General features: G+C 58.9%; 14 protein-coding genes. 10 read left to right on the forward strand and 4 right to left on the reverse strand.

Annotation, left to right across the window (positions count from 1 at the left end; translation table 11 throughout):
• Positions 1–126: 126 nt before the first annotated feature.
• The 3 genes from MCM46_00525 (at position 127) to MCM46_00535 (ending at position 6,706) form a co-directional block, all read left to right on the forward strand.
• Entirely contained in the window at positions 127–1,908 is a 1,782-nt protein-coding gene (locus tag MCM46_00525) for an autotransporter assembly complex protein TamA (protein ID MCG3110280.1), read from the forward strand.
• Positions 1,905–5,375: a translocation/assembly module TamB gene (locus MCM46_00530; GenBank protein MCG3110281.1), complete on the forward strand. Its 3,471-nt coding sequence runs from the start codon at positions 1,905–1,907 to the stop codon at positions 5,373–5,375. Before MCM46_00525 ends, MCM46_00530 begins: the two co-directional genes overlap by 4 nt.
• 188 nt (positions 5,376–5,563) lie before the next feature.
• Positions 5,564–6,706 carry a pectinesterase family protein gene (locus tag MCM46_00535; protein ID MCG3110282.1) on the forward strand — a complete coding sequence of 381 codons (1,143 nt, stop codon included), beginning with the start codon at positions 5,564–5,566 and terminating at the stop codon, positions 6,704–6,706.
• A gap of 68 nt (positions 6,707–6,774) precedes the next feature.
• Here MCM46_00535 and MCM46_00540 read toward each other — a convergent pair whose 3' ends face one another.
• The 4 genes from MCM46_00540 to MCM46_00555 form a co-directional block, all read right to left on the reverse strand.
• The gene (locus MCM46_00540; protein MCG3110283.1) at positions 6,775–9,663 is read right to left on the reverse strand and encodes a PAS domain S-box protein; all 2,889 of its coding nucleotides are present in this window, start codon (positions 9,661–9,663) and stop codon (positions 6,775–6,777) included.
• Positions 9,664–9,785: 122 nt separating this feature from the next.
• Entirely contained in the window at positions 9,786–9,971 is a 186-nt protein-coding gene (locus MCM46_00545; GenBank protein MCG3110284.1) for a hypothetical protein, read from the reverse strand.
• A 25-nt stretch (positions 9,972–9,996) separates the two neighbouring features.
• Positions 9,997–10,878, reverse strand: coding sequence for an ABC transporter permease (locus MCM46_00550; GenBank protein MCG3110285.1), 882 nt, complete (start codon positions 10,876–10,878; stop codon positions 9,997–9,999).
• An 8-nt stretch (positions 10,879–10,886) separates the two neighbouring features.
• Positions 10,887–11,807 (reverse strand): ABC transporter permease, encoded by a 921-nt coding sequence (locus MCM46_00555; GenBank protein MCG3110286.1) that lies wholly within the window; start codon positions 11,805–11,807, stop codon positions 10,887–10,889.
• 325 nt (positions 11,808–12,132) lie between these two features.
• Here MCM46_00555 and tkt point away from each other — a divergent pair, with 325 nt between their 5' ends.
• From tkt to MCM46_00590, 7 genes are all read left to right on the forward strand, one after another.
• Positions 12,133–14,187, forward strand: coding sequence for a transketolase (tkt, locus tag MCM46_00560; GenBank protein ID MCG3110287.1), 2,055 nt, complete (start codon positions 12,133–12,135; stop codon positions 14,185–14,187).
• The gene (gene tal, locus MCM46_00565) at positions 14,184–15,326 is read left to right on the forward strand and encodes a transaldolase (protein MCG3110288.1); all 1,143 of its coding nucleotides are present in this window, start codon (positions 14,184–14,186) and stop codon (positions 15,324–15,326) included. The genes tkt and tal overlap by 4 nt, the downstream gene beginning before the upstream one ends.
• Before the next feature lie 102 nt (positions 15,327–15,428).
• On the forward strand, positions 15,429–16,328 hold the full coding sequence (gene gnd / locus MCM46_00570) for a decarboxylating 6-phosphogluconate dehydrogenase (GenBank protein ID MCG3110289.1): 900 nt from the start codon (positions 15,429–15,431) through the stop codon (positions 16,326–16,328).
• The gene (gene zwf, locus MCM46_00575; GenBank protein ID MCG3110290.1) at positions 16,306–17,877 is read left to right on the forward strand and encodes a glucose-6-phosphate dehydrogenase; all 1,572 of its coding nucleotides are present in this window, start codon (positions 16,306–16,308) and stop codon (positions 17,875–17,877) included. Before gnd ends, zwf begins: the two co-directional genes overlap by 23 nt.
• Positions 17,834–18,622, forward strand: a complete 789-nt coding sequence (gene pgl, locus MCM46_00580) for a 6-phosphogluconolactonase (protein MCG3110291.1) — start codon at positions 17,834–17,836, stop codon at positions 18,620–18,622. The genes zwf and pgl overlap by 44 nt, the downstream gene beginning before the upstream one ends.
• Positions 18,619–19,095 carry a ribose 5-phosphate isomerase B gene (rpiB, locus tag MCM46_00585; protein MCG3110292.1) on the forward strand — a complete coding sequence of 159 codons (477 nt, stop codon included), beginning with the start codon at positions 18,619–18,621 and terminating at the stop codon, positions 19,093–19,095. The genes pgl and rpiB overlap by 4 nt, the downstream gene beginning before the upstream one ends.
• Complete coding sequence (locus tag MCM46_00590) at positions 19,092–19,232, forward strand: glucokinase (protein MCG3110293.1); 141 nt, start codon at positions 19,092–19,094, stop codon at positions 19,230–19,232. The genes rpiB and MCM46_00590 overlap by 4 nt, the downstream gene beginning before the upstream one ends.
• Position 19,233: the final 1 nt, after the last annotated feature.

A 19,233-nucleotide genomic window follows, 5' to 3' on the forward strand; every position in this document is an offset into this window, starting at 1 on the left:
CTATAGTACGATAAGAGTGTCCTCCAAAGAGGTGACCGAACTCTGGGAGACGAGACGATTGCAGCCTACCGGCTTCACCCATGATCGCCTTTTTCCTTTAACCTTCTCTCTCGGACGGATCATTCGTTGAACCCTATACTCCCCCGCCCGGCGCGGGTCGAGACCGAACGGCACCTTCGCCTCGCCGTCATCCTCCTCATTTCTTTCTTCTGGCTTCCCTTGGCTGCATGGGGTGAAGAGAAGATCACGGTCGAGATCGAAGGGGTTGAAGGGGTGCTACTTGAGAATGTTCAAGCCTATTTGAGCCTTGAAGAACCTCCTTCCCCCCTCACCGAATCGACCCTCCGGCGCTTCTACCGCCAGGCGCCGGAGGAGATCCATCAGGCCCTTCAGGCGCTCGGCTACTATCAACCCCGGATCGACTCCGAGCTGACCCGCGCCGAAGAGCGCTGGGTCGCCCGGTTCAAGATCGATCCCGGCCCGCCGGTCCGTGTCGCTCGAATCGATCTCACCGTCACCGGCGAGGGGAAAGGCGATCCCGCCTTCGACGAGCTTCTGGCTGAGATTCCGCTCCGGGAAGGAGAACCGTTTCACCACGGAGAATACGAACGGACAAAAGAGATGCTTCAAAATCTCGCGGCGGAGCGGGGCTACTTCGATGCGCGCTTCATTACCCACCGGGCGGCCGTCGATCTCGTGAAAAACGAGGCCGCCGTGGAGATCGATTTCGACACGGGATCGCGCTACCGCCTCGGAGAGGTCCGTTTTAAACAAGAGGAGCCGGCATTCGATCCCCGCTTCCTCGCCCGTTTCGTCCCTTTCGAGCCGGGAGAACCCTACCATGCCGATCAGATCCTCGCCCTCAACGGCCTTCTGGTCAACAGCGCCTATTTTTCCCGGGTCGATCTGCGGCCGCTTCGAGAAGAAGCGGCCGATCACACGGTGCCGATTGAAGTGACCGCGATCGCGCGGAAACAATATGCGCTCTCGATCGGGCTCGGCTACGGCACCGACACGGGACCCCGCGCGATCCTGGGTTGGGGTAACCACCGGGTCAACGAATGGGGCCACCGCTTCAACTCGGAGTTGGAGCTCTCCGTTCTCCGACAAAGCCTGACCGCCGATTATCAAATTCCGCTCCGGCGGCCGGCGACCGACAAGGTCGATCTACAGGCCGGCATCCAACGGGAGGAGACCGAGACAGCCGAGTCCCGTCTCGGAAAAATCGGGGTGAGCCACAGCGTTCTGCGGGGAAGACGCTGGATCGAGACCCGCTTCATCAATTATCAAACGGAAACATTCGAAGTCGGCGGGGAGGTGGGACACTCCCGGCTCATTTTGCCAGGGGTCACCTGGACCCGCACCCTCGCCGACGGCAGCCTGAATCCCCGCCGCGGGAGTCGCGTCTCCGTCACCGTCCGGGGGACCGACGAGGTCCTCTTTTCCGACATCCGCCTGCTTCAATCGGAAGTGCGCGCGAAGATCATCCGGCCCGTCCGATCGTCGGGCCGAATCCTCCTTCGCGGAGAGCTCGGATGGACCTCCGTTTCCAACTTCGACGATCTTCCCGTCTCCCTCCGTTTCTTCGCGGGAGGAGATCGGAGCATCCGCGGCTATGGCTACAACACCCTGGGACCCGAAAACGAATCGGGCGAGGTGATCGGAGGACGTTACCTCGCGACCGGAAGCGTGGAGTATGACTATCGAATCGCGGAGCAGTGGGGGGTCGCTCTTTTTTACGATATCGGCAACGCCGCGAACGATTGGGATCTCAATCCTCAAGACAGCGTCGGCATCGGGGGCCGGTGGTATTCGCCCGTCGGACCGATTCGGGTCGATCTCGCCTATGCCCTTGATCGGCCGGGCTTCGCCTTGCGGGTCCACATCAACATGGGGCCCGATCTATGAGGTACCGATGGCTCTGGTTCATCCCGCTACTCCTGATTCTCTTTCTCGGACTCGGAGCCGTGCTCCTCGTCGCCACTGAGCCGGGCGCCCGGTGGCTCCTTGCCCAGGCCGGCCGATTTGTCCCGGGAGAGCTTGAGATCGAGCAGGTCGATGGAACGCTTCTCGGCCCCCTTACTTTAAAAGGGGTCGCGTATGTAGATGAGACCCGCCGGCTCTCGATCGGAGCAGCCCGGCTCGCCTGGCGTCCGGCGCACCTGCTCAGCGGGGAGCTTTCGATCGAACTCCTGTCGATCGAGTGGGTCGATTATGAACAGGACGCCGAGGAAACCCCTCCCCCTGAAACGGGCGAGAGCGCTCTCCCGTCGATCGACCTTCCGATCCGGATCGTCGTCTCGAAGGCGACCCTGGACGACATCACCTTCACCTCGGACGATCAGACCGTCACGATCGACCATCTCGCGCTCGCCGGACGGATGGATGAACAGGGTCTTCGGATCGAATCGCTCCGAGTCGAAGCGCCTCAATTCGCCGTCTCGCTCTCCGGAAAGGTCGATCCGCGCGGAGCTTATCCCTTCGACCTCTCGGCCGACTGGTCCGCCGATCTCCTTCCGGACGCTTCGCTTCAAGGAAAGGGCGAGGCGAAGGGGACATTGGAAAAATTTGACCTTCGCCACCAACTGACCGCGCCTTTCTCTATCGACACACAAGGGACGGTCCGGCTGGAAGAGGGAACACCGGTGGTCGACCTAACCGGCTCCTGGAGCGACGTGCAGTGGCCTCTTACGGAAGAGGCAATGGTCGAAAGCAATCAGGGAACCTATCAGTTCAGCGGGCCGATGGACGATTATCGTTTCCGCCTTCAGGCCGACCTGCGCGGTCCGCAATTTCCCGAGACCCTCTTGGAAATCGAAGGGACCGGATCTGAAAAAATGGCGAACGTCCGTGAAGTGGCGGTCCGGACGCTCGATGGAAAGATCAACGGCAAAGGAGAAATCGCGTGGGCGCCGGAGGTCCGTTGGGCGCTCGCCCTCGATGGGTCAACCCTCAATCCGGGAGCGCGCTGGCCCGAATGGAACGGACGGATCACCTTCCATCTCAACACCGAAGGGAAATTGACCGACGCCGGTCCGGTTGGAACGTTTCAACTCGACGCGCTTCAGGGAGAACTTCGCGGCTACCCGGTCCGCGCGCAGGCCGATCTAAAGGTCGATGGGGAAACCTACGAAATTGAAGCGCTCGAACTTCACTCCGGATCGGCCCGTCTGACGGCCGCCGGGGAAATGTCCGGTCACTGGGACCTTCGCTGGAAAATTCAGGCCCCCGATCTCGCCGCCCTTCTCCCCGACGCCGGCGGAAGGCTCGCCGGCAGCGGACGGATTCGCGGCCCGCGATCCCTTCCGGCCATTTCGGCCGAGGTCCGCGGAGAAAGATTGCGATGGGCGGAGACGAAGATAAAGCAGCTGCGGCTGAAAGGATCGGTCGATCTTCAAGATGAAATGCCCTCTTCTATCGACATCGACGTTGAAGGGGTCGAAGCGGCCGGGGAGACGATCACCCGGATCGAGGTGGAAGGAAAGGGCCTCCTTTCGAGCCATGCCCTCCAGGCCGATGCCCGCACCCGCGATCAACGGGTCTTCCTTCGGATGGAGGGAGGCGTTGAGGGGAAACAATGGAAAGGGGCATTGAGACGATCGGCCTTGCAGGACAAAGCCTTCGGCAACTGGATTCTCGACGAACCGGTTCAGATGATCCTTTCGGCCGACGCGGCTGATGTCGAAACGGGATGCTGGCATCAGGAGGCGGCCCGATTCTGCATCGCCGGAGCGTGGCAGCAAGAGCAGGGGTGGCGGACGGAGGGGCGCGCGGAGCAGATCCCGCTCGATCTTATCAAACCGTGGCTTCCCCCCGAGACAACCCTCTCCAGCGCGCTCGATGGGGAGTGGCGCGCGAGCCAACGGGACGGCCGGCTTCAGTTCAAAACCAAATGGATTCCGCAACCGGGGACGTTGGTTTACAACGTGACCGAAGAGGAAACGCTCCGCTTCCCCTATCAGGACGGACTTTTTCAAGCGGAGCTGAACGAAAAGCGCCTTCTCGCCGAGGCCCGGCTGACCCTGACGGGACACGGCGGCCTTCAAGGCGTCGTCACCCTCTCCCCGTTCGATCTCGATGCCGATTGGCGGGAGGGCCGCCTTGACGGAACCGTGAAAGCGAACCTCGACCGGCTGGAGCCGATCACGGCACTCATCCCGAACGTGACACAATCCGGAGGGAAACTGCGGATCAATTTCGCTCTGGGAGGGAGCCCAACCGATCCTCAAGTTACCGGTGAAGCGACCCTGCAGGGAGGGACGGTTCGGATTGCGGCGCTCGGGATCACGCTCGATCCCCTCCGCCTGGAGATTCGAAGCCGGGACCCGGGAACGCTTCTCATCGATGCGGAAGCCGGATCGGGTCCCGGCCGGATCAACGTGAATGGAACAATCGCGATCGATCCCGACCGAGGCTGGCCGGCGCGACTTTCGATCCACGGCGAGCGGTTTGAAGCGGTCGATCTGCCGGAGGTGCATCTTCTCGCCTCCCCCGATCTCACCCTGCAGGTGCTGGGACGGCGGATCGAACTGGCCGGCGAAGTTTTTATTCCGGAAGCCGAGATCACCCCGCGCGAGCTTCCCGAGGGGGCGGTCCAGGTCTCGGAGGATGTCGTCATCGTTCGCGCTCCCTCTGGAGAGGAATCCGAGGCGGATTCCGCGCAGGGATGGGAGATCCATACCCGCGTGAGGATTCGTATGGGAGAAGAGGTCTCCTTCAACGGGTTCGGTCTGACCGGAAAGATCACCGGTGAACTGCTGGCGACCGACGCCCCCAATCGGCCGACCCTCGCGGAAGGAACGTTGCGAATCGTGGAAGGAAAATATCAGGCCTACGGCCAGAAGTTGGAAATCACCGAGGGACGGATTATATTTGCCGGCCCAACCGACAACCCCGGGCTCGACATCCGGGCGGTCCGAAAAGTGGAAGAGATCACCGCCGGCATTCATGTCAGCGGCACGCTGAAGCGCCCGCAGAGCACCCTCTTCTCCGACCCGCCGATGGACGAAGCGAATACCCTCTCCTATCTCCTCCTGGGACGCCCCCTCAACCAAGCTTCCGGGGAGGAAGGGGATCTGATGACAAAGGCGATCGCGGCCCTCGGCGTAAAGGGGGGAAACCTCCTCGCCAAGCGGATCGGCCGGACCCTCGGACTCGACGAGGTCCGTCTGGAGGGAGGAGAGACGATCGAGGAGACGACGCTGGTGATCGGGAGATATCTGTCGCCCCGGTTTTATGTCAGTTACGGAATCGGTCTCTTTGAAGCGGCCAATACCCTCTCTCTCCGTTACACGATCAACCGGAAGCTGACCCTTCGCGCCGAGAGCGGCGAAGAGAGCAGCCTCGACCTTCTCTATACGCGGGAGTACGAGTGACCCTCTGAAGCTCCCCGTCTTTAAACGTAAAACACCTTTCTTTAATCCGCTCCCGGCGCACTGTGATTCAAGTTACAGACGGGGAAAAACCAAACCGATTATTCTCATCCTCAACACCAGGGACCGATCGCTCTTTTTCTCGAGTGCTCGGCTCCTCTCTTCACACCCTTAAAGAAAGGAGAACCCCGATGATGAAACGCGCCTGTTCGTACGGAATGGTGATGCTGATGACGATCCTCCTCTTCTTCGGACAAAACGCCGAAGCAAAAAAGGTTCCCGGAGGCTTTCAAAAAGGGAAACCGGTCAAAGACAAAACCGCAACCGATCTCGACTGCAATGCCTGCGTCTCCGAGGACGAACTTGATTTCGACCTTACGAAAAAACCGGCCCACGTCGTGATCGTGGCAAAAAAAGGGGGAGACTACACCAGCGTGAGCGAGGCGCTGGCCGACATCGATCCTTCTGCCGACTATCCCTACTTGATTAAGGTGATGCCGGGAACCTACATCGACAATATTATGATGAAGAGCCACGTCCACCTGAAAGGGGCGGGCCGGGAGGTGACGACGATCCAATCGGCCGCTCCGGACCAGAGCGTGATCGTCCTGAATACCCTGACCAATGTGGCGATCTCCGGCCTGACGGTCACCGACGGTTTTTTCGGAATCTCCATTCTTGCCTCCTCGCCGACGATCTTGCACAATGCGATGACCGGAAATCAATTCGGCATGACCAGCCAAAACAACGCGTCGCCCATCATCGCCGGAAACATTATTGCGGACAATACGAACGAAGGAATCGACAATTTCAACAACGCCTCCCCGATGATTCAGGGAAATATCATCACCGGCAACGGCCGCGGGATTCTCAACTCCGTCGATACCGCCCCGACGATCGTCGGCAACATCATTCGCAACAATAACGGCGCCGGCGTTCGAAATGTTTCCTCCTCTCCCAACTTGAACGGCAACCTGATCACCGGGAACACCACCGAAGGGATCTCCAGCCAGGGAGGGTCCCCCACGATCATCGGCAACACCGTCTCGGGAAACGGCGGAAAAGGGATTACCAATGAAATCGGGGCGTCGGTGAATATCATCGGAAACACCGTCACCGACAATGGGGAGGAGGGGGTTTTCAACCTCTCGTCGTCGCCGATCATGATCACGCACAATCGGATCACCGGAAACGGCGCGGCCGAAGCGGACATCTTCGTTCATCCGATCAGCACACCGAACATCAGCTTCAATATTTACGACGACATCGACGGGAATACCGGCGTCGGGTCATTCAACGTCCAATCGGACGGGACGCCGGCGCCTGCGCCGTAGGAAGGATGATTGCCGGGGCGTATTGCAATACGCCCCGGCAAAAAACAACACGAATTTCTTGGACCTGTTCAACGCCCCCTCGGAATGACCCGTTTGAGAACCTTCCCCAGATTTTCAAGCTTGAACGGCTTGGCGATAAATTCGCTGAATCCGTATTTCATGAAAACGGCCGCCATCGGATCATTCGAATAGCCGCTGGAAACGATCGCCCTGACTTTCGGATCGATCTCGCGCAATGCAAGAATCGCCTCTTTTCCGCCCATCCCTCCCGGCACCGTCAAATCCATGATGACGGCATCGATCGGCGTCTCCGATTCGATCGCTTGCCGATAAAGCCGAATCGCTTCCGCTCCATCCTCGGCAAGGAGCGCCTCATAGCCGAGCCGGCGCAACATTTTGCCGAGAACGTCGCGGATGTTCTCCTCATCATCCATCACCAAAATCCTTCCCCGGCCGGTCAAGGATTCGACTTCAGCCGTCTCTTTTCCCTTTGGAAGAGCGGCCTTCGGGAATGCGGGGAGGTAGAGGGAGAAGGTGGCCCCTTTTCCCGGTTCGGAGTCGACGGTCATGTAGCCGTCATGTTTTTTGACAATCGAATAAGAGATCGACAACCCCAAGCCGCTTCCCTTCTGTTTGGTCGTAAAGTACGGATCGAATATCTTCGCAAGGTGACTCTTCGGAATGCCGATCCCGAAATCCCGGACGGAGATATGAACGTAGTTTCCTTCGTGGAGGGGAAGCCCCTTCACCTCGCCGGCCGTCTTGTTTGCGGCGCGGATTTCAAGGGTGCCTCCTTCCGGCATCGCCTGCTGCGCATTGAGAACCAGATTATGGATCACCTGGCCGATCTGCCCTTCGTCGATCTCGACCGGCCAAAGCCCCTCCTGGATTGAAAACGCACATCGAACATTGGACCCTCTCGTCACAAAATTGGATGCATCTCGGAGAAGATCGACGAGGGACGCGGTCTTTTTGACCGGGACGCCTCCCTTTGCGAAGGTCAATAACTGCTGGGCGAGATCTCTCGCCCGCATCGACGCTTTCTCCGCCTGCGCCAGCCGCTCGTAGGCCTCCGACCGTTCGTCGAGCGAGAGCATCGCGAGAGAAACATTCCCGAGGATGGCGGTCAGGATGTTGTTGAAATCATGCGCCACCCCCCCTGCAAGGAGGCCGACCGACTCCAGCGTGCTGGCCCGAAGGAGCTCTTCCTCCATCCTCTGGTTCTCCGTGACATCTCGAAAAACAAGGACCACTCCGATCACTTCCCCTTCCCGGTTTCGGATCGGCGCCCCGCTGTCGGCGATGGCATGCTCCTTCCCATCTTTTGCGATCAAAACGGTATGATTTGCAAGGGCGACGACATTCCCCGTGGCAAGGACTTTTTCCACCGGATTTTCGCAATGGGTCCGGCTTTTTTCATGAACGATTCGAAAGACCTCCGGCAACGGCCGGCCGATCGCCTCCGCTCGAAACCAGCCGCTGAGCTCCTCCGCGGTCCGGTTGATGAAGATCACGCGGCCCGTCACATCGGTGGCAATCACCCCGTCTCCGATGGAGCCAAGGGTCACCGCCAGACGCTCTTTCTCAGCCGCAAGGGCTTCTTCCGCCTGTTTTCGCTCGGTGATATCGCGAAGAAAGCCTTGAAACACGGCGGGACCTTCCAGCGGAATCCGCATGATCGTCAGCTCGACCGGAAACTCGCTTCCGTCGGCCCGCATGCCGGTCGTCTCGATCCGCTGATTTAAAACAGGCCCCGCTCCCGTCTCCAAATACCTCGCAAAAGCGTCCCGGTGGCGTTTTCTCAAATGCGGCGGGATGATCCGCTCGGCCAAGTTCTGCCCAAGAAGCTCCCCTCTTGAATAGCCGAACGTCCGCTCGGCGGCCGGGTTGAATTCGAGGATTCTCCCTTCGTGGTCGATGGTGATCATGCAATCGAGCGCCGACTCCATGATCGCCCGTTTTCTCGTCTCGCTTTCCCGAAGGGCCTTTTCCGATTCTTTCCGATCGATGAATTGCCCGATCTGGCTCCCGATGCTCGATAACATTTCCAAAAGCTCATCATCGGACCGTCTGACCCCGCAGCCGAAGAACTCCATGACCCCCGAGACCCCGTCGCCGCTTCGAATCGGAAAGGCCAGCGCCGAATGGAACCCCTCCTCTGCCGCCTGGACCATCCGGACGAAACCGGCTGCGGCGGTCACATCGGTCAACCAGATCGGCTCCTCCTCGGACCAAACACGCCCCGGGAGCCCTTCATCCGGCCAAAAAATCTTTTTACGACTGATCGCTTCAAATTCGGAAATACCGGCGGAGGGGGGACGCCAGGTCTCAATACAGGTCAAGACACGGACCTGATCATTCGTCTTCCAGAAAAAACCAAGATCCCAAGCGAGGCTTTCGCAAATGACCTGGAGAATTCTGGGAGCGGCCTCGGACAGCGTTCCGGATTCGGCCAGGATGCGGGTGATCGCATGTTCGGCGGAAAGATGGCTCTCCACCCGCTTCCGCTGGTTGATTTCAATCTGAAGATCGAGATTCATCGCATGCAACTGCGCCATGCGATCGATGACCCGTCGCTCCAAAGTTTCGTTCAGACGCTGGATATCGGACTCTGATTCCGACCGGGGAGGAAGGTCCCGAATGAGCGCAACGATCCGGCTCAGGGAGCGGCCGCCTTCCGGGACGGACGAGAAACGCGTCTCTCCTAAAAAAGTCTCCCCGCTCTTCGTCCGGTAGCGGATCACCTTTAAAGGGCCCGCCTTGCGGAAATCGGCCTCCGACGCACCGGTCTCCCCCTCCGAATAAAGAAAACGGAGGTGCTTGTTATTTAACTCATCGGGGGTATAGCCGAAAAGGGCCGTGAAGGCGGGATTGCAATCGAGAATCATCCATTCCGCATCGGCGACGATGACGGCGTCGTTGATGTGATCGAGGAGGGTCTTATCGCTCTGTTCCAAGGGCTCTCTACCCGATTGCCGCGGAGCGGCCTGATTCTTTCGATAGAGAAAAACAAAAAAAGGTGCAAATAGAAGAAGTAAAACCCCTGACAAAAAAATCATTGGGATCATCTCTGCTCCTACTAAACCGCTAAACGGCTGAGATCGATCAAATCCGCTGGAGCAAAATCTCTTTCAGGGCCGGTAAATACCGGTTTGGGGGTGACAATATGCGAATCCGCTTGGAAATCCAGCGGGTAACTCATTTTGTATAAAAACGGAAGACAAATCAACCGAAAAATCTCTGTCGGAAAAATTCCGACACGCATCGGCCCAATAACGTCCCTCCGGACGTTAGGCCCCGACCCGTTTGACCTCTGTCCGCCGGATCGGACCCGGCGCGTCGGAACGGCTTGGATCGAGCGCGTCCCGCAGCCCGTCTCCCAGAAAATTAAACGCCAGCATGGTAATAAAAATCGCAAGACTCGGAAATATAATGAGGTGGGGATAAAACTTAAGCGCCTTCCACCCCTCGTTCGCCAGCGTTCCCCAACTCGCCGCGGGCGGGGTCAGTCCCAGGCCGATGAAGCTGAGGGTCGATTCGGCCAGAATGGCCGAGGGAATTCGAAAGGTCAGCGTGACGATCAACACCCCCACCGTGTTCGGGAGAATGTGTCGGAGGAGAATCCGCGTATGGGTCGCCCCCATCGACCGGGCCGCTTCGATGTAGCTCAACTCCTTCAAGCGAAGGACCTCCCCGCGGATCAGGCGCGCCACGGTGATCCATCCGACTAGGCTCAGGGCCAAAAAGACGCCGACGATCCCCCGGCCGATCACCACGGTGATCAGGATAATCAGCAGCAGATCGGGAAGGGCATAAACGACATCGACCCCCCGCATCATTAAATTATCGATCTTTCCTCCGACATACCCGGAGATCGCGCCGTACAGCGTCCCGAGGACCAACGCCGAGAGGGCGGTGAGGAGGCTGACCGACATCGACACGCGGGTGCCGTAAATCAATCTTGAGAAAAGATCCCGTCCCAGCTCGTCGGTTCCCATCCAATGGGCGCGGCTCGGCGGGGAGAGACTCTCCGCCGTGTTCTGCAAATCGAACGGATAAGGGGCCACCGCATTTCCGAAGAGGGCGACGAAGAAGAGCAAGACGATCATCCCCAAGCTCGCCATCGCGAGCCGATCATGCTTGAATCGTTTCCAAAACGGATTCTCTTCCAAATGAAATCCTACGATAATTTCACGCGCGGGTCGATGAACGTATAAAAAATATCGACCAGAAGGTTCGCGACGACGATTAAGACGGCGTAGATGAGGGTCACCCCCATGATCAGCGGGTAATCCCGATTGGTCACGGCGGTGATGAAAAATTTTCCCATCCCCGGAACGGAGAAGATAAACTCGACGACAAACGACCCGGTCACCAGGGCCGCCGTCAGCGGACCTAAGATCGTCACCACCGGGGAGAGGGCGTTTTTCAAAATGTGCCGAAAGAGGATCACCCCCTCGGAGAGACCCTTCGACCGGGCGGTCCGAACGTAATCCTGTCGATTGGTTTCGAGGATGCTCGACCGGCTCAGCCGCGCGATGTAGGCCGCCGGCGCCAGTCCCAACGTGACGGCGGGAAGAACCGCATGGCGAAAGCCTTCCCAGAGGGCCGGAGGGAAAAGCTGATAACGGTGGGAGAGAAGATAAATCAGCAGCGCTCCCAGGACGAAGTTCGGCGTCGATATCCCCGCCGTGGCGAGAAACATGCTGAAGCGGTCCCAAAAGGAATGGGCGGTCACCGAGGAGATCATCCCGGCGATCAAGCCGAACAGAACGGCGATGCCGAGCGCCAGCAGACCCAACTGGATCGAAACGGGAAGGGTGTCGCCGATGACGTCGTTGACCGTCCGTCCAAGATATTTGTACGATGGACCGAGATCTCCCTGGATCAACCCCTTCATATAGAGAAGATATTGACGGAGGAGCGGCTGATCGAGATGGTACTTCGCCTCGACGTTCGCCTTGATCTCCGGTGGAAGCTTCTTCTCCCGGTCGAACGGCCCCCCCGGCACGACATGCATGATAAAAAAGGTGAGGGTCGCGACCACCCAGAGAACCGGGATCGCCCAGAGGATGCGGCGAAGAATGAAAGTCAGGATCATTCAGGTACCTTTGAAACGGATGATGCGGTGCATCTGAGTCTCAAGGCGACAGTGTATCCTTTCCGCCGACCGAAGTCTAGATTTGATGTAATCGGAGATCGATCTTTCCCAAGAGCGGCCTCGTCCGATTGAATATTTTTATTCCACCCGCTATGATGGATCGGGTCTATTCTACGTTCTGCTCTCCCCATCTGGAATTTGGAGGATGGGGGTAGACGTTGTCGAGCCGAATGGTGCAGACTAAAAGAAGCGATCAAGCCCGGCTTATTCTGTTCTGAGGAGCGGGGGCGGAGAGGACGGGAGAATCGACGTTGGAGGAGGATAAATGGATCTGAAAGAGCACGATCTCGATCAACTCTGCATCAATACGATCCGAATGTTGTCCGCCGATGCGGTGCAAAAGGCCAACTCCGGCCATCCCGGAGCCCCGATGGGGTTGGCCCCGTTAGGTTATCTCCTCTGGACGCAGTTTTTAAAACACAACCCGAAGAATCCGCATTGGCCCGATCGGGACCGTTTTGTTCTCTCGGCGGGACATGCCTCGATGCTCCTCTACAGCTTGCTTTACCTGACCGGCTACGATCTGTCGCTGGAGGAGATCAAGCGGTTTCGGCAGTGGGAGAGCAAGACCCCCGGCCATCCGGAGCAGGGCCATGTCCCTTCCGGCGTCGAAACCACAACCGGCCCGCTGGGGCAGGGATTTTCCAACGGGGTCGGGATGGCGATCGCCGAGCGCTTTCTGGCGGCGCACTTTAACCGTCCCGGCCATTCCATCGTCGATCATCACACCTATGTTATTGCCAGCGACGGCGACATGATGGAAGGGATCGCCTCGGAGGCGGCCTCGCTCGCCGGACATCTTCAACTCGGAAAGTTAATCTGCTTCTACGACGCCAATCAGATCACGATCGAAGGGAGCACCGACCTCGCCTTCCGTGAAGATGTCAAAAAGCGCTTCGAGGCGTACGGCTGGAACGTGATCGGCCCCCTGCCCGACGGGAACGATCTTGCGGCGATGTCGAAGGCGATTCAAGCGGCCCAGGCCGAGACCGAGCGTCCGTCTCTCATTATCGTCCGGACCCATATCGGTTACGGAAGTCCGAACAAACAAGACCGCGCCCAAGCACACGGCGAGCCGCTGGGGAAAGAAGAGGTCCGGCTGACGAAAGAACATCTCGGCTGGCCGACGGAGCCCGACTTCTATGTTCCCGAGCCCGCGCTCGCACATTATCGAAAAACAGCCGAGAAAGGAGCGCGGCTGGAATCCGAGTGGCAGCGCCGATTCGACGCCTACGCCGCCGCCGAGCCCGATCTGGCAAAGGAGTGGCAGCGCATGGTGAAAAGCGAGCGACCGGAGGGGTGGGACGCCGAGATCAAAAAATACCAGCCGAAGGGGGCGACGGCGACCCGGCGCGCCTTCGGAGACGTGCTCAACCTCACCGCCCCCCAGCTCTCAAACCTGATCGGCGGATCGGCCGACCTCGCCCCTTCGAATGATACCACCCAGAAAGGCTTGGGCGATTTTCTCGCGGGGCATTATGAGGGGCGCACCCTCCACTTCGGCGTCCGCGAGCATGCGATGGGAGGGGCCCTCAACGGAATGGCGCTCCATGGCGGCGTGATCCCGTATGGGGGAACCTTTCTGATCTTCTCCGATTACATGAAAGCCTCGATCCGTCTCGCGGCGCTGATGGAGCTGCCGGTAATCTATATCTTCACCCACGACAGCATCGGCCTGGGAGAAGACGGGCCGACCCATCAACCGATCGAGCAGTTGGCCGGCTTGAGGGCAATCCCGAATATGACCGTCATCCGTCCCGCCGACGCGGCGGAGACCGCCGCGGCATGGCGCTTGGCCGTCGCGCGGCGCAAAGGACCGGTCGCGTTGATCCTCACACGGCAGAAAATTCCCCTCATCGATCGAAGCCGGTCCGCCCCGGCCGATCAACTGGAGAAGGGGGGGTATGTCCTGAGCGAGACGGAAGGGCGCGCGCCGGAGATGATTTTGATCGCGACCGGCTCGGAGGTCCATCTGGCGGTGGAAGCGGCGCAGGCATTGGAGAAGGAGGGGGCCGCCGTCCGGGTGGTCAGCATGCCGAGTTGGGAACTCTTCGAGCGGCAACCGGTCGCCTATCGCACGGCGGTCCTCCCCCCGGAGGTCACGGTGCGGATCTCGATCGAGGCCGCTTCGACCTTCGGCTGGGAGCGTTACGTCGGAGGAAGCGGGGCCATGATCGGCTTGAACCGATTTGGCGCATCGGCTCCCGGCGAGGTGGTGATGCGGGAGCTGGGGTTTACCGTAGAAAATGTGCTGGCCCACGCCCGGCCGCTTCTCAACACCCCTTCCGGGGCCGGCGCGGGAAGGAGGAAAGGGTCATGAAGAAAAATCCGATGAAGGAATTACAGAAGCAGGGCCAGAGCCTCTGGCTCGACAATGTAAATCGCGCCTTGATCACCTCCGGAGCGCTGCAACGGCTGATCGATGAGGGGTTGACCGGGCTGACCTCCAACCCGACGATCTTCGAGAAGGCGATCGGAGAGAGCGCAGACTATGACGGGGACATCCGGCGGCTCGTCTCGGAAAGAAAGGAGGTCTCGGAAATCATCGATGCGCTGACGATCAAAGATATCCAGATGGCGGCCGATCTCTTTCGGCCGATTTATGAGAGAACGAACGGCGCGGACGGATTTGTTTCGATCGAGCTGAACCCGGCGCTCGCCCATCAGACCGAAGCAACGATCGCAGCGGCCAAAGCGCTCCACCCCCGGCTGGACCGGCCGAATGTGATGATCAAAGTCCCGGCCACCGAGGCTGGAATTCCGGCGATTGAAGCCCTGACGGCGGAGGGGATCTCGATCAACATCACCCTTCTCTTTTCGCTCGAGCGATACGTGCAGGTCGCAAGCGCCTACATCGCGGGGATCAAAAGCCGGCTCCAACAAGGCCGGCCGGTGGCATCGATCCGGTCGGTCGCCTCTGTTTTCGTCAGCCGGATCGATACCGCCGTCGATCGGCTTCTGGAAGCGCACATTCAGGAGGCCGGGATCGAGGCCGAGCGGACGGCGTTCAAGGCCCTCCTCGGCAAAGCCGGCATTGCCAACTCCAAGATGATCTATCAAAAGTTCAAAGAGATCTTTCAAGGTCCAGACTTTCTCGAACTCCAAAAGCAGGGTGTCTCTCTCCAACGCGTTTTGTGGGGCAGCACCGGAACCAAAAACCCAAATTACCCGGATCTGCTCTATGTTGAAGCGTTGATCGGACCGGAAACGATCAATACCGTTCCGCCCGCCACCCTGACCGCTTTTAAAGACCATGGAAAGGTTCGACCGAGTTTGGAAGAAAACCTCGGCGAAGCGCGCGAGACACTCCAGAAACTATCCACGATCGGGATTCATCTCCGACGAGTGACCCATGACATTCAGGAAGAAGGGGTGAAGTCGTTCTCGGAGTCATTTGAGAAATTGTTTGCCCGCCTTGCGGAGAAGCGGCGGAACATGCTCGCTAAAAAGATCGCCTGAAGGGTGTGGGGCATGGCGCACCTGGTGTGAGGATCTGAAATCAAAGAATTCCTCCAGCGCCGGCCCCACATACAACCCGCATACAAATAGAAGGAGCAACCGATGCAAATCGGATTTATCGGACTGGGACGCATGGGGGCCAACATGGTGCAACGACTCGCGGAGGGGGGACACGCCGTCGTCGGTTATGATCGAAGCCCGGACACCGTGCAGCAGATCACCCGCCACGGCGCGGTCGGGGCGACCTCCCTCGCCGATCTGACCGGAAAGCTGGAGCGGCCCCGCGCCGTTTGGATCATGGTGCCGGCGGGAGAGCCGGTGGCGGAGACGATCAACACCCTCCTTCCCCACCTCTCTCCGGGGGACATTCTCATCGACGGCGGAAACTCCTATTATAAGGATGCGATTCAACGGGCGGAGACCCTACAGAAAAAAGAAATTTCTTTTCTTGATGTCGGAACCAGCGGAGGAATCTGGGGACTTTCAGTTGGTTATTGCTTGATGATCGGCGGGGAACAAGAGCACTTCAAGAAACTTGAACCGATTTTCGAGACGCTCGCCCCACCCGACGGTTATCTCTACTGCGGCAAAAACGGAGCGGGACATTTCGCGAAGATGGTTCACAATGGAATCGAATATGCGATGCTGGAAGCGTATGGAGAGGGATTCGAGCTTCTGAAGGCCTCCCCCTTCGGATTCGACTTCAAAAAGGTGGCGCACCTTTGGAACCAGGGAAGCGTCGTCCGCTCCTGGCTTCTGGAGCTGGCGGAGGAGGCCTTTGAAAAAGATCCCACCCTCTCCAGCGTCAAAGGTTACGTAGAAGATTCCGGCGAGGGACGCTGGACGATTTTGGAGGCGGTCGAGCGAGGAGTCCCCGTCCCGGCGATTGCAACCTCTCTCTTCCGCCGTTTTCAGTCGCGCCAAGAAGACCGATTCTCCGATCAGTTTATCGCCGCGCTTCGAAAGGAGTTTGGAGGCCATGGAACAAAATCAAAAAAATGAAGCGCCGCCGCCGGCCGTGGTCTCCGGGGGGATCACCCGGCAGAGCGACTGTGCGGAATCGATTCCGGAACCGTGCGGCATCATTATCTTCGGCGCTTCCGGCGATTTGACCCACCGTAAGCTGATCCCGGCCCTCTTCCACTTGGACCAAGGAAACCTTCTTCCCGATCAATGGTACGTGGTCGGCATTGGAAGGACCGCGATGGACGACGAAGGCTTTCGTAAAACCGTTGCCCAATCCCTTGAGGCCCTTCCAGCCGCCCGGTCTGCAAGCCCTTCTCTCCGAAACGCCTTCATGAGCCGGTTTTATTATTTGGCCGGCGACTCACATGACCCGGAGTATTATCCCTCACTGAAAGAACGGCTGATCCAACTCGAACAGAACAACCGAACCGGCGGGAACCGGCTGATTTACCTCGCCACCCCCCCTTCTCTTTATTCTGAAATTATCGGCCAGCTTGGGACGGCGGGGCTCAACCGATCCTCCGGGAAGGGATGGACTCGGATCATCATCGAGAAACCGTTCGGCGCGGACCTCGAATCGGCCCGGGCGCTGAACCGCCAGGTCCGGGCGGCTTTTCGGGAGGAGCAGGTTTACCGGATCGATCACTTCCTGGGGAAAGAAGCGGTCCAAAACATTCTTTTCTTTCGCTTCGCCAATACGATCTTCGAGCCGATCTGGAATCGGCGCTACATCGACCATGTGCAAGTGACCGCCGCGGAGCGTCTCGGGGTCGAGCGCCGCGCCGGCTATTACGAGAGCGCGGGCGCACTCCGCGATATGTTTCAGAACCACCTGCTTCAACTTCTTTGCGTGGTCGGCATGGAGCCGCCGGCGAGCTTCGAAGCGGAAGCGATCCGGGATGAGAAGACCAAGGTCTTACGATCGGTCCGGCCCATCTCTGCCGAGGAGGTCGACCGGTTTGCGGTTCGAGGACAATACCAAGCCGGCCTGATCGAAGATCGTCCGGTTGTCGGATATCGGAGCGAGCCGGGGGTCGCCCCGCAATCTCAAACCGAGACCTTCGCTGCACTCAAGCTTTATGTCGACAATTGGCGGTGGCAGGGGGTCCCTTTCTATCTGCGATCCGGGAAGCGGCTTGCCAAAAAAGCAACCGAGATCGCCATCGAATTCAAGCAGGTCCCGCATCTTCTCTTCAAGCCGCTCCTCTCGGAGAAGATCGAGCCGAACACGCTGGTGCTGAGCGTCCAACCAAGCGAGGGGATCTCTCTCACCTTCCAGGCGAAACGCCCGGGGGCGAAACTCTGCATGGGGTCGGTGACGATGGACTTTAATTACCACGGCGCCTTTCAGGTCCCCTCCCCCGATGCCTATGAGCGGCTGTTGTTGGATTGTCTGGCGGGAGATCCGATGCTCTTTTCGCGGGAGGAGTGGATCGATTGGTCCTGGTCGATTCTCGCTCCGGTTCTGAACCGATGGAAGGAAAGCGCTGCCTCTTCTCTTCCAAGTTATGAAGCCGGAAGCTGGGGGCCGAAGGAGGCGGATGAGCTTATCGAACGAGATGGGCGCCACTGGCGGTCCCCCTGAAGAGATCGTGATCTGCCGCGACCGGGACGACCTCGGAGACCAGGCCGCCCGCTCCTTCGTCCGACTTGCCCAAGAGGCTGTCTCGCTTCGCGGCCGCTTTTCGGCGGCGCTGGCCGGCGGCGCGACTCCCCGGACGATTTACCGGTCGTTGGCGAGCGCCGCGTTTGCAGAGAAGATTTTATGGAAGTCGGTCCACCTTTTTTGGGGAGACGAACGCGCCGTCCCCCCCGATCATCCCGATTCAAACTACCATCTGGCGAATGAGGCGTTAATTTCTCACGTCCCGATCCCGCCTCAAAACGTCCATCGGATGCCGGGCGAGAGGAGCGATCTTCAAGCGGCGGCCGATGAATATGAAAAAACCCTCCGCGATTTCTTCGGTCCGTCGGATCCGGGATGGCCTTCGTTCGACCTCGTCTTGCTTGGCATCGGATCGGACGGGCATACCGCGTCATTGTTCCCCGGATCGCCGGTTTTGAAGGAAACGGTTCGGTGGGTCGCCGCACCTTACGTCGAGAAACTCAACGCCGTGCGTTTGACCCTCACCCTGCCGGCGCTCAATCATGCGCGGCGGGTGATCTTCCTCGCGGCAGGGAAAGAGAAGAGGTCGATTATCAGAGATGTTCTTTCGGACGATTCTCCATCAACCAATCTCCCCGCCCGCATGGTTCAACCCCGGAAGGGGGAGCGTTTCTTTTTTTTAGATCGAGACGCCGCCGCGCTCCTCGGGAAGAATCTCCGATGAAGACGATTGTGGTCGGAAGCGATCATGCGGGATTTAAGGTAAAAGAACGGATTAAAAATCTCCTGGAGAGGTGGGGCTATCGGGTCGAAGATGTCGGCGCGTACGAGATGATCCCGTCGGATGATTATCCGGAGTATGCGGAGAAGGTTGCCTTGAAGGTCGTTGCGAAGCGGGGCGGCAGAGGCATTCTGGCCTGCGGGACCGGAATCGGCGCTTCCATCGCAGCCAATAAAATTCCGGGCATCCGGGCCGCGCTGGTCGGAAGCGTGAAAGATGCAAGGCTCAGCCGCGAACACAACGACGCGAACCTCCTGGTCTTGGGCGGTTGGGAAAACAACAAGGATCAGATTTCAAAAATCGTTCAGGCTTGGCTGGATGGAAAATTCCAAGGAGGCCGGCACCGGCGCCGGGTCAATCAGATCATCCGGATCGAAAAGAAATATCAAACACAACGCCTCATGAGGAAAAGATGACGGCCTTGGCCGGAGATATCGGGGGAACAAAAACCATTCTGGCGCTGTTCACCGGTGAAAAAGAAGGGATGCGCCTGATCAGGGAAGCGGTCTATCCAAGCCGTCTTTGTCCAGATCTCGAAGGGGGAAAGAGATGAC

It is taken from the genome of Candidatus Manganitrophus morganii, from assembly GCA_021651055.1.
GTDB lineage: Bacteria > Nitrospirota > Nitrospiria > SBBL01 > Manganitrophaceae > Manganitrophus > Manganitrophus morganii.